Source organism: Fluoribacter dumoffii NY 23, assembly GCF_000236165.1.
Classification (GTDB): Bacteria; Pseudomonadota; Gammaproteobacteria; order Legionellales; family Legionellaceae; genus Legionella; species Legionella dumoffii.
In genome coordinates this window covers 99,109-111,207 of sequence record NZ_CM001375.1, presented here as the reverse complement: position 1 = coordinate 111,207, position 12,099 = coordinate 99,109, and the positions used below count along the sequence as shown (strand labels likewise).

Below are 12,099 nucleotides of genomic sequence, written 5' to 3'. Positions count from 1 at the left end.
AATTATCTCTTAACTGGAGTGTCTAAATCAATTGAACCACATCAAAGGAGGCAACATAAAACCAGATTTAAGCACATAACCAACACCGGGCTCACCTTCAATGGGCGCGCCTAAGGATTGTAAGGTTATTATATCTCGGTACAGAGTGCGTAGGCTTACGCCTAATTCTTCTGAAAGTTTTTTGCCACTCACGGGTAATCGGTGACGTCGTAATAATTGAATTAAATCAAACAAACGTTCAGTTCGGGACAAGATACTGCTGCCAAATTATGCCAGTAGTATATCATGAATACTTATAGAACTAATAAGCTGCTTATTATGATTATTTCTAATAGTAACTTAATTTTTGGGACTAATGGATGCCTTCAAGAAGTGCTTTAAAACCACCTGCTATCGGACTAGGTTGATTGGGATAATAGGCCTTGTAGGCCTGGCGATCCACACTGAGCATAAACTGGTTAGATGCGAGTATATTCCAAAATAGCCGGATCTGTTTGGCAACAATGAATGCATTTAACAGTTGTTTTTCTGTCGCTAATCCTAGCCAATTTTCGAAGCAAGCATCTTGAAATTTCAGGTAGGTTGAATCACCTTCTGTTACTCCATGGTGAGTAATCGATTGTTCTAAACAGGTCTGTAACGAAAAAAATGGATGAAGGATAGCGGTCTCGCCCCAATCAACAAAAGTCATTCTTTTAGTAATTGGATCAAGAAGAACATTTTTATCATGAAAATCGTGATAACCAATGGTTTCAGGAATCTTAAAGCTTGCTAATAATTTGCACTGTGCTGAAAATTTCGGGCTTAGGGCGTGTAGTGTTTGTAATTCTTTATCGGTGAGTCCCTCTGCTTTTAAAAAAGTAGTTTGCTTTAAGATGTGATCATAAAGAAAGGGTAATTGATTTAATCGCCAATCGGGTACACCAAGTTTGAGAAACGTAGCGATACACTCTTCAGATCTGCGTTGAATTGTGGCATATTGTTTTATTGCTTGGCATAATAGCTCTGGCTTGAAGTTGGTTTTAAGCGTTTGACGCAAAGAAATACCCGCATCCCTCATTAGAAAACAATGTAAATCCTCATTAATTTCAATTATATCGGGCACATTGGCATGGAATTGGGATGACAATACTCGAATGATTTTGGGCTCATTAGATAGAAAAAAAGATGGTGGTGTTTGTTTTAAATAAAAATTCTCTGTTGATGTTGCAAATCGGATCACATGAGACCACGGTGTTGACAATACAATTTCTGGCGAGCGCTCTATTGAGTAGCCATTAGAAACCAGGTAATCGGTTCCCCATTTGAAAAGTGGTAGTAGATTATTCATTTTTGGAAGTTAAAATGCATAAAAAATGACGAGAAAAATATAAGTCTTACTTAACATAAAAAACTTCCCTTTAAATAGTTACCCAGAGAATATTATACATAAAAAAGCGAGTCTCAATAGAATAGTAAAAGCAGGATAAAATAATGGAACAGCAAGATGATTTACCTATATCCGGGGTATAAACAAAAGGATAATGGATTAATTCTTAGTTTGCTTATTCAACCCGGCGCCAAATGCAATCAAGTAGTAGGTGCTGTTGGAGGGGAACTCAAGATAAAAATCGCGGCACCTTCTATTGAAGATAAAGCCAACATGGAATTAGTGCGATACCTGTCTGTCTTATTCAAAGTCCCTAAAAGTCAAATTTAAATAAAGAGAGGCCTTCAGTCTCGACACAAGATCATTGAAGTCATTGGTTGTGGTGTTGATGCTCTCCAGTGGTGTAAAATTTAAAGAATGATTTTAAATAATGAGCCTAAATGCTGGATACAACAATAATTGAGAGCAATTGGCGCTCTCGTGGCTTTAGTTTTGAGCTTTGGGAAGATCCCCCAGGTCAAATTTGGAAGGATTTTAACCATGGGCAATAAAACGTTAAAACCTGCTATTGGAGAAGAAGTATTGATTCCAGCAGGAGTAGATCATACGGTTCAAACCAGTTCCACCACAGGGAGCCGTTGGTATTATGGTTACAAAGTAAGAAGGTAAGGAAATGACACAAAAGAAAATATCATTAGAAAATGATGCTGTTCTGCAATTCATTGTTGATGAATTAATATCTTTACATCATTGCCATACAATTATTTTATATGGCTCGCGCGCACGAGGAGACTTCACAGTAACCAGTGATTATGATGTTGCAGGGATTAGGGAAAAAGGAGATAAGCAACGAATTGCACGCTTTGATGAAGCACATCAAGTTTATCATGATATTTTTGTTTATCCAGAGAATGCTTTTGATTCAATTTCTGATGAACATTTATGTATGTCAGATGGCATCGTTGTTGTTGAAAAAGCTTATTTTGGCACAGAGTTATTAAAAAAACTCTCTGCTTTTTTAATATTGCCTGAGTCCCTCCCTCCTGATGAAATTACAGCACGTAGAGTGTGGTATCAAAAAATGCTGGCAAGGGCGTATACTAGAGATTTAGAAGGGAAATATCGCCATATTTGGTCAATCTTCACAATTCTAGAGGATTATTTTGTATTCAAAGAATTGCGTTATCAAGGTCCAAAAAAAGCATTCAAGTATTTAGAAACACACGATCCAGAGACTTTATCATTATTTGATGAGGCCATAACGAATATCGATAATTTGAATGCCTTAAATAGGCTAATTACAAGAGTTATAAAGAGTGACAAAACGTAGGATAATTATGCCAGAATTAGATATTGAAATTATCAAAGATAATCCAGAGTATTTCTTGTGAAAAGGCATCTATTATTCTTATTTAGAGTGCATAGTAATGAAATTTAATATTTATATTAAAATTTTGACTGCGTTCTTCGTGATTTTTTTAATTCTTGTTTTGGCATTTTTTAAATATTTAAAGTCAGTTGAGACAAAGATAATTGTTAATGCAGGACAAACGATGTCACAAGGACTTTTAATTAGTTTAGAAAAAGAGTTAATTAATAATCCGAAATCAAACTGGGATGCAATAATAAAGAAAAAAACAGATAATCTTATTCATCTTATAGTAATCGACAGTCTAAAACTCACCCTGAAGCAGAATAATCAATTAAATAATGGTGAAATCATTTTTTTATCAGGTACAACCTATCAATTTCTAAACGAGGTAATTGTAGAACATACTGCGTATAAAAAAATTGGTAATACCCCGTATGCATTAGCTTACAATTTTTCAGATCCTGGCGAAATTATTTTTAATTATATGAATCCTGTTTTAATACAAATCGTTCAACATTTATTATCAAAATCAAAAAATACATGGAGTAATGAACTATTACAGTTAGAAAAAATATATGGTTTTCCTCTTCATGTTTATAAAACTAAAAGTAAACACTTACCAGGTAATATAATTAATTCTTTATCAACAAAGCGTTTAGTATTTGAAACCAATAAAAACTCGTCACAAATTGTTATTCTCTATTATAGTTTTAGTGGTGGAATACTCAAAATTGGCCCACTAAGCTATCTGCCCGTTATGGCAAGAATCAGTGATGTTATGTATTATTTTATAGGGACTTTCTTTTTTTTATCCCTTTGTCTTATTGCCTTTTTTTCATTGCTTTTTGTTAGAAATATGAAAAAGGTGTATCAGATAACTAAAAATTTCAGTCAAGGGAACTTTGATTTTCATCGGAAAATAGGTACCACCTCTATTTTGTATGGGCTGTATGTAAATATCATCCACATGGGTGAGCAATTAAAAGAACTGATTGAATCACATAAACAATTGTGCCGGTTTGTCGCGCATGAAATTAGGACCCCTTTGTCAACCATACAAATGGCGACGGATAGTATCAAAAGGAAAAATGCTGAAGATGTATTACTCAATAAACAGCTAAACAGCATACAAGAAGATATTGCAGATATGAATCGCCTCGTCAGCACTTTTTTGATTTACTCAAAAATGCATTCAAACGAATTGAAATTAAAACAGTCTGAGACCGATATAATAGTATGGTTAAGAAAGCTATTAGAGTCTTATTCTTCATCGACATTTGAAATTACATTTCATACTAATGAGTTAAATTCTTTGAAAGCATACATAGATGAAAATAATTTAAAACATGCTGTTACCAATTTGATTACAAATGCTATGAAATTTGCAGAGCACACTATTTCTTTAACCATTTCGCTGGATAATAGTCATATTTTAATTCACGTAGACGATGATGGCTCAGGCTTGCCGGATGATGGTGCGGATGACATTTTTTCTGAATATACAATTGCCGAAAACTCCGGAATTGGAGATAAACATATTGGGTTAGGATTAGCTATTGTTAAAAAAGTTGTTAATCTCCACGGAGGAAAGGTCATGGCTACACAATCACCGATATTAAAAGGTGCTCGATTCACCATAGTACTTCCAAGATATTCTTAGCGATTAAGATTTTAGTTTTGGAAGTTGGCCCCAACTTTAGCATCTTTTGAAGTATCGATCTCTTGTTTCATCTCAACCAGTGCGTCCATAACCGCTGTTAACTGGAGTTTTGCATTTTCAAAACGTTTAGGGATGAATTCATCTTCCTCGCCATCAACCACTTCTCCAGTTCCAATACCTTTTTCAAGAGCACTGATAACCATACTAAGCTCTGATTCAAACGCCGATAATAGTTCATTATTCCCCTTTGCAGATTGCAAGATTCCATGCAATTTTTCCACTACATCTCCAGGAATATAAAGAGTGCCTTCACTACATTTGCTATATTCACGTTTCGCAATAGGTAATGAAAGTAGTTCATCAGCCTTGTGTTGACTCATCTGAAATATTTGTCTAACAGATTGTTTTAGTTCTAAGGGAGTTGGTGGCGAATTGCTAGATTTCAAAGATGCGAGAAGCTTATCACTAGCAGTCACTCGTCCATCTTTGCTATGTTCTTGCGCTGTCTCGATAGGAGTCTGTCCTTTTTCATTTCGCACTTCAAGACTAGCACCACACTCTATTAACTTTTTAATGAGATGTAAGGGCTCTTTTCTATAATTATAAAAATTCTGTACCGCATAGTGCAAAGCCGTCATGCTTTTTTTATCAGTACTATTAATATCAGCGCCATGTTTTAATAATAAAGCAATGACGCCATCATTACTTGGGCCACCAATAAGGACTTTTCCACAACTTACCATTGCCAGGTTTAACAAAGCTTTATTAGCTAGAATTGACTCGAGCAAGTCTTCATGACCTTTAAATACAGAAGGTTCTTTTAAACCTAAGAGAAGTTCTAGTACATCTCTATGTGTCAGTTGTTCTATAGGATCCGCCCGACCTAAGATATCACGGACACGGTTTAAATAATTTTCTTGTTCTTTACCTAATATTTGGTTTTCCTGTTCAACAAACTTTGCAACATCTTCTCCTTCAAATCGCAATTCTGGAAAACTATCAATTTTCTTTAAATCTTGAATGCTTAGAATATCTCGATTTAAAGCGATTTTTGCTATCAGTTCATCGGCTTCGTCTTTACCTAGAATTGCACGGGCATATTCTAGGGTGTTAACTTTTAATTCTTTAGCTGTTTGTGTTGAGGCAAATAAAGATTTTCGAACGGCAACTTGATATTCACCATGATGAAAAATAACACTGTTTCCAGCCTTCCAAATATTTCCTGCCATCGATGTGATAGGGGATGCCGGCGAAAGGGATCGGAAGCCGGTCTGTACATCTTGCGCATCCCATGGTCCAGTTCCACCAAACGTGATTTCTGGATGTTTCACTGACACTCTTTCTAAAAATGTTTTTTCCTGTGAGTTTGCTGCAGCATTAAGTTGATTGTCTGTATTACAACCTTCTAAAGTCACAAAAACTTCACCATGATGTGCGGGCAATGCTCGTTTAAAACCATGTAATAAATTATCAAAATTATCATCATATAACTGCTCACTTGGGCCATGGCAATTACCCATACCATATTCGCCACCACCAGCATGGCCCATAATAAATAATTTTGGGTTTTTCTCAAATATATTGTCTAGTTCTTCCGGTAAGTCTCGTTTGAGTTCATCCAAACTACTATAGATTTTTGGGGATTTATCACACTGATCGAAAAAATAATACTTCAAATCAGGGCCTTCTAAATAGACGCCAATTGGAACAAATTGCTTGAACCGTTGTTTTAAGTGAGGATTTATCACCACACCTCTCTGATTTTCAGGCAGTGGATGATCTGGATCTGGTTTATATATTAAGATTTCTATTGCAGCGTCTTTCATGGCTCATCTCGACTATTACTTAAAATAATAGGTTGATTTTATCAAAAACACTCGGCTCATATGTATATATATTGTACAAGCGTTCTAAAATGATACTTTTGTCGAGGGTAAATGATTATAGATTTGCGATATATTGGGTGAAGCTTTCATAACTGGACGAAAAATCCCAAGGTCGAGGCAAAAGAATTTTTCACTATTTTTGATAAGTCTTACATAAGATTGGTGGCTGAGATCTATATTTATTCCCAAGCCGCTGATACAAATATATATCCTTTTTTATGAATTGTTTTTATACGATAGGGCTTTTTATTATTATCATTCAATGCCTTTCTTAAACGTGATATTTTTAAATCGATACCTCTATCAACCCCATCATATTCATGCCCAGAAAGAGCATACATAATGCTATCTCGACTCAGCAACCTATCATGGTTCTTAACCAACAAAGCAAGCATTTCAAAATCACTGGTACTTATTGAAATTTCTTCATCAAAGAGCTGAACACTCTTAGTACTAAAATTGATAGAAAAATTGCCAAAGTGAAATTGATTTTGATTATTAACTAAATTGGGTCGACGTAACAATGCCTCTATTCTTGCTTTCAAAACCTCGTCTGCAACAGGTTTAGTTAAGTAGTCATCTGCTCCTAAATTTAAAGAGGATACTTCACTTTCAATATCATTAATTGCTGTTAGCATGAGTATTTTCCCCAAATACTCATCTCTAATGGTATGGCATATTTGATCTCCATTCATGCCAGGAAGCATTATATCTAATATTACTAGGCAAGGTTGCTCACGAATGATGCGATAGACCGATCTATCACCACGTTTTTCAATAGAAACATCATAACCTGCTTCTTGTAAGCTTTCTTTGAGGTAATTTGCTAACTTAACGTTATCTTCTACAAGCAATATTGATTTATCTTTCATTCGTTCTGTCTAAGCCTCTTTAAATAAGAAAACTCTCTAAACAAATTTAGTCTGAATTGATTTTTAAGTTCAGTGTTACATAGATATCAGTAGGTAAGCAAACACACGGCGCATCCGTACATTTTATATACAATTGATCTGTTTTAACTCGATATAATGATAGCTAATGGGCGAATCTGTGGAGATAAATTATGAGCGCTTATGTTAAAAATTTTGATGAACATAAAGAAATCAAATCTTCACGTGACATTTGCAAATCATTAAAACCTGTTCCCACAGCGTATATGGACAATAAACATTGTGAGCATTGCTATCCCGAAAAACGTTCTCATTTTCGAAGAAAATTTTTTAATTTATTCCATTATTTTATATTCAATCCATTTATCTATCTTTTATCTAAACTCTTTCTCCTATCAGAGCAGGATTTTTTACGATTCAATAACCTATTAAATCAGTTGGTCATTAATATTTTCCAAAAAATAAAACTATATACCAAGACTCAGACCATTGATAGGAAACAATTCAATAACAGTGTCCTTGCATTTTGGGATGAAGCACAAAAAAGAGGGCTAGAGCTGTATAATTTTAAGGAATCTAACTTGCATACTCTGTATTTTAAGTTGGTCTACAATAGGAAAAAATATTATTTCATACAGACTCCAATCTCTCTTATTTCTCAAAAAAATACACGCTTTGATGAGGATACTAAATATGATAATAAATGGAGCCTCAAGAAAAAATTATTAGATAGCCAAATTCCCTGCCCCTTAGGGAGGGTTTTTATTTCCAGCAAAAACGCCTACAACTATGGTATCTCATTGGGATTTCCTCTTGTGGTTAAGCCACTATCTGAATCTCTAAGTATTCATACTTCATGTACTATTCAAACTCCAAATGAATTAAAAGAAGCGATAAAAATAGTAAAGCAGGTTGATTTTCGCGTGCTGGTTGAAAAACACATTCCTGGTGATGTTTATCGGTCATTAATTATTAATGATTCATTAATCGCTTGTGTGAGACGACAACCTGAGAGCATTGTTGGCGATGGTGTAACTACACTTCAAGAGTTAATTGATAAAAAAAATAAAGTTACGTGGAAAGAAGGACATGGTGAATATCCCTACAAAATTACTCGAAATAGCAACTTAATGAAAATTTTGGCAGCCCAAGGAGTTGCTCTTAATACGGTAATAAACAAAGGACAACAAATCTTTATTGCCAAAAAAGTTACTATGAGTAGTGGTGCAAAAATCAGTACTGTTATCGACCTGATACATCCTGAGAATAAACTGTTATTGGAAAAAGTACATAAAATACTCAATATACCGCTTACAGGTCTTGATTTTATTTGTCAGGACATTTCTCTTCCATGGCATAAGCAACAATTTGGAATTATTGAAAATAATAGCTTCCCTTACATTGAATTACATCTCAATCCATCTGATGGGAAAGGAATTAATGTAGCAGGTAAAATTTGGGATTATGTACTCGATGTTTTAAGTCGAAGAAACGAGCAACCCAATTAATGTACATTATATATACAATTGGGTTTTTTTAACTCGGTATAATAACAGATAAGTAAATCTTTATTCGGATGAAACCATTATGAACTTGCACTGGAGTATTCTCATGAAAAAAGACAAAGAACAACATCAGCCTGTCCTTGAATCCATAACGGCAGATGAACCCAAAACCTCCTCTATAGCATTAGCTTTACAACAATTTAGAAAGGAAGCAGAAAAAAAAGAGGCTGCTGAGGAAGGTGCAAAAGTACGCTGCGGGACTTGTTTTAAAGAAATCGCACCTAAGCGCCTTTGTTCCGGACATGGCGCAGGTGGTAGCGGAGGTGATAGTGCCACCTCTGATAAGAAGACATCTGAGGAAAAAGCGAGTCCTGGTGAAGTTAAATTCCTAACTAAACCTGGCAAAGCAGTTGGGTCTGAAGATGAATTGGTAGGCGTGTTTGGTTCAGAAGAACTTGATTTAGAGTCTGGTTTTGACCCAGAAATAATTGCGGAATTGATCGCCAAAGGATTATTGCTGGTTGATAGTGATCGCGTATCAATGACTCTTTCAATTAAATTACAATGTGAACCTAGTAAATTAACTGAAGAACAAAGAGAAGAATTAAAAAAATTCATGGAAGCGATTATAAAAGAATTCAATGAATTTAAAGAAGAAAATCATCTTTCTGATGATTGCATACAAATCCTTCAAGATGAGGAGGGAAGCATATGTTCTCTTCGCATTACCATGCCCACATTAGCTTTATACGATGCATTTATTCAACAGCTAGCAAATAATTTAGTGCCCGTACCCAGTCCGAAAGCACAAGAAAGAGATGAGGTAACGAAAGAGCAAGGCCTTACTGCAAGTCCACTTTCAAGAGAACCAAGACCGTCTAATAAAAATCAACTCTCCAAACAAGAAGCTAATGAGGAGATACATAATACATCTGAGGATGGGGAACAAGAAATTTTTAACCCATCTCCTTTTAATATGAAGCCATGGTAATAGAAGTAGGTGTTTATTGATTTTTGAAAAGAACTTTAATTTCAAGGCCCCATTTTATTTCCAATAAGACAATTACGTAATTGGGAAATACCATTTCATGCTTTCTCAAGACTGAGCCCTTAAGTTTCGATATCTACAAGATCATTGAGGTCATTGGTTGCGTGTTAAACTGATACAGTGGATAGTTGATTTATAACGGATATTTCTTTTTATGGTTTTCTTATTTATCTGATTGAATGGTGTAGCTTTTTAGGCTATGATTGAAGCTTAGTTGGCTTCAACATAAAAATCATGTTTGATACTTCAATATTGTTTTCTGAATATCGGCGGCGTGTGCTGGCACTTTTATTGCTGCATCCTGATGAGCGTTATCATGTCCGAGAGATTGCGCGGTTAACGAATACCACAGCGGGTACACTTCATCGAGAACTATCCAAACTTGCTAAATCCAAAGTACTTCTGCGCGAGCAGAGCGGTAATCAAGTTTATTACCAAGCAAATCGAAATTTTCCTATTTATACGGAGCTTTCAAGCATTTTAAAGAAAACGTCTGGTTTGGTGGATGTGTTGTTTGATTTTTTAACTCCATTAGCTGAAAAAATTGAAGTAGCTTTTGTTTTTGGCTCGGTGGCCAAAGGAACCGAAAACCTTGGAAGTGATATTGATGTGCTTATTATTGGTGAGGTTGATTTTACAGAAGCAGTTGCAGCTCTTTATGCTGCCCAAGCGAGTTTAGGGAGAGAAATTAACCCCAAAATATATTCCAGGGAACAATGGAAGTCATCTTTACAAAAACAAGATCTTTTCATTCAGGAGGTTTTAAATAATCCCAAGCTATTTATTATGGGAGCTGAACATGACCTTGGATAATTTAATTGGCATCAGCCTGGAAAAAATACCACCTCACCCAGATACCATAAATCGGCTTTTGCATGCTGCTGAACGTAATATTGTGGATTCAAAAATTGACTTGGTTAGCGCGGAGAATCGCTTTGATGCTGCCTATAAAGCAATTATGCAAATAGCAAATGCAGCACTTCAATCTCATGGATATCGAACCTTGACTTCTAAACCAGGACATCATCAAACGATGATTCAGTTATTGCCTCAGACTTTAGGTATTGATAAAAAAACAGTGATTATATTGGATGCTATGCGTAAACAACGCAATATTGCAGATTATTCTGGCGATATTATTCCTGAGAGTGCAGTAATAACTTGTATTGCTCAAGCAGAAGCATTGTTAAAGGATTTTAAAAAATGGCTGAGTGTTAATGATGGAAAACAACAGTGATGTAAAGCAACAACTCAATGAATGTCTTGAGGTACTAACAAAGATTTTAGGCGCAGAGCTTTTGGGAGTTATCTTTATGGTTCTTATCTTATAGGTGGTTTGCAAAAATACAGTGACATTGATTTATTTGTTGTAACAAATCGTACCACAACGTCAAAAGAAAAGATGGAGTTGACTAACCATCTACTCCAAATATCAGGCATTTACATGAAAAGTACGAAGCCACCTATAGAAATGACCCTTGTGGAAAGGGTCGCAATTAATCCTTGGATTTATCCACCCCTTTTTGATTTCCAATATGGCGAATGGCTTCGCTCATCATTTGAAATGGGAAATTTTGAACCATGGTCTGATCGTGCAATGCCGGATCTTGCGCTGATTATCACGCAGGTCTTATTGAAGAGTCATACATTGATGGGGGAAAGCCCTAAGCAACTATTAGACCCGGTCCCATATAGCGACTTTATAAACGCGATGCTTCATGATCTTGATAGACTTTCAGCGGAACTTGAACAGGACACTCGAAATGTATTACTAACCTATGCACGGATTTGGAGTACATTAGAAACTAATGAGATTCGATCGAAACCTATAGCAGCAGATTGGGTGATTGATCGTCTACCTAAAATGTATCAGCCCGTGATGAACAGAGCGAAACACATATGCATTGGTTTGGAAGATGAATATTGGGATGATATTAATGTGCTTGTAAAACCCTGTGCTGATTTTATATTAAGTAGAATTATCGATCAAAAGTTATCAATAAATCTAAAAGATCCTTGCGCCTTAATAAGGCTAACCTAGATAGCGGGGCAGGAGATTATATTTGCCATTAGTATTATTTCAGTAAGGTTCATTCAGTCATTTCCAGGTATTCTGCTACATTGCTACACGATCATCAAATCATTCAAACCATCCAGATGAAATTATCTATGAAATCATAGAGTAATGCATTTTTTCTGTTACAAATTCGATCAATTATTTGTAGCAAAAAATTGCTACTATATTGCTACGCCATGCTACATTTCAAATGCTGAAAAAACACATCCCGAAATATACAAAAGAGGATGTCATGAGGAGTGGTCTGAGTTATCTGTAAGTTTTACATTTATTTGGCAGGGAAATTAAATCT

12 protein-coding genes and 1 pseudogene are annotated in these 12,099 nt (G+C 35.4%); 9 read left to right on the top strand and 4 right to left on the bottom strand.

All coding sequences use genetic code 11. The annotated features are described in order from the left end of the window. Window positions 1–36: 36 nt before the first annotated feature. Both KYQ_RS17900 and KYQ_RS17895 read right to left on the bottom strand, forming a co-directional pair. Window positions 37–252 (bottom strand): annotated as a pseudogene (locus tag KYQ_RS17900) (helix-turn-helix transcriptional regulator); the annotation flags it as partial. A 100-nt stretch (window positions 253–352) separates the two neighbouring features. Further along, window positions 353–1,330, bottom strand: a complete 978-nt coding sequence (locus tag KYQ_RS17895) for an aminoglycoside phosphotransferase family protein (RefSeq protein ID WP_014845056.1) — start codon at window positions 1,328–1,330, stop codon at window positions 353–355. 156 nt (window positions 1,331–1,486) lie between these two features. Here KYQ_RS17895 and KYQ_RS17890 point away from each other — a divergent pair, with 156 nt between their 5' ends. The 4 genes from KYQ_RS17890 (at window position 1,487) to KYQ_RS17875 (ending at window position 4,401) form a co-directional block, all read left to right on the top strand. Further along, on the top strand, window positions 1,487–1,699 hold the full coding sequence (locus KYQ_RS17890; RefSeq protein ID WP_014845057.1) for a DUF167 domain-containing protein: 213 nt from the start codon (window positions 1,487–1,489) through the stop codon (window positions 1,697–1,699). Window positions 1,700–1,909: 210 nt separating this feature from the next. Beyond that, window positions 1,910–2,038 carry a hypothetical protein gene (locus tag KYQ_RS19645; protein WP_255464427.1) on the top strand — a complete coding sequence of 43 codons (129 nt, stop codon included), beginning with the start codon at window positions 1,910–1,912 and terminating at the stop codon, window positions 2,036–2,038. Window positions 2,039–2,042: 4 nt separating this feature from the next. Next, window positions 2,043–2,699 (top strand): nucleotidyltransferase domain-containing protein, encoded by a 657-nt coding sequence (locus KYQ_RS17880; RefSeq protein ID WP_014845058.1) that lies wholly within the window; start codon window positions 2,043–2,045, stop codon window positions 2,697–2,699. Window positions 2,700–2,796: 97 nt separating this feature from the next. Then, a complete protein-coding gene (locus KYQ_RS17875; protein WP_014845059.1) occupies window positions 2,797–4,401 on the top strand; it encodes a sensor histidine kinase in 1,605 nt (534 codons plus the stop codon). Between the two features lie 11 nt (window positions 4,402–4,412). On the opposite strand, the gene KYQ_RS17870 is transcribed toward KYQ_RS17875, so the two are convergent. Both KYQ_RS17870 and KYQ_RS17865 read right to left on the bottom strand, forming a co-directional pair. Then, the gene (locus KYQ_RS17870) at window positions 4,413–6,227 is read right to left on the bottom strand and encodes an ankyrin repeat domain-containing protein (protein WP_014845060.1); all 1,815 of its coding nucleotides are present in this window, start codon (window positions 6,225–6,227) and stop codon (window positions 4,413–4,415) included. 239 nt (window positions 6,228–6,466) lie between these two features. After that, window positions 6,467–7,159, bottom strand: a complete 693-nt coding sequence (locus KYQ_RS17865) for a response regulator (protein ID WP_014845061.1) — start codon at window positions 7,157–7,159, stop codon at window positions 6,467–6,469. A gap of 191 nt (window positions 7,160–7,350) precedes the next feature. Between KYQ_RS17865 and KYQ_RS17860 the strand changes: the two genes are divergently transcribed. The 5 genes from KYQ_RS17860 to KYQ_RS18570 all read left to right on the top strand — a co-directional run bounded on the left by KYQ_RS17860 (window position 7,351) and on the right by KYQ_RS18570 (window position 11,771). After that, window positions 7,351–8,685, top strand: a complete 1,335-nt coding sequence (locus KYQ_RS17860) for a hypothetical protein (protein WP_014845062.1) — start codon at window positions 7,351–7,353, stop codon at window positions 8,683–8,685. Between the two features lie 103 nt (window positions 8,686–8,788). Further along, on the top strand, window positions 8,789–9,673 hold the full coding sequence (locus KYQ_RS17855; protein WP_014845063.1) for a hypothetical protein: 885 nt from the start codon (window positions 8,789–8,791) through the stop codon (window positions 9,671–9,673). Window positions 9,674–9,964: 291 nt separating this feature from the next. Next, complete coding sequence (locus KYQ_RS17850) at window positions 9,965–10,543, top strand: nucleotidyltransferase domain-containing protein (RefSeq protein WP_014845064.1); 579 nt, start codon at window positions 9,965–9,967, stop codon at window positions 10,541–10,543. Beyond that, entirely contained in the window at window positions 10,530–10,967 is a 438-nt protein-coding gene (locus KYQ_RS17845; protein ID WP_019350461.1) for a DNA-binding protein, read from the top strand. Before KYQ_RS17850 ends, KYQ_RS17845 begins: the two co-directional genes overlap by 14 nt. 207 nt (window positions 10,968–11,174) lie before the next feature. Continuing rightward, entirely contained in the window at window positions 11,175–11,771 is a 597-nt protein-coding gene (locus KYQ_RS18570) for an aminoglycoside adenylyltransferase domain-containing protein (protein WP_019350459.1), read from the top strand. Window positions 11,772–12,099: the final 328 nt, after the last annotated feature.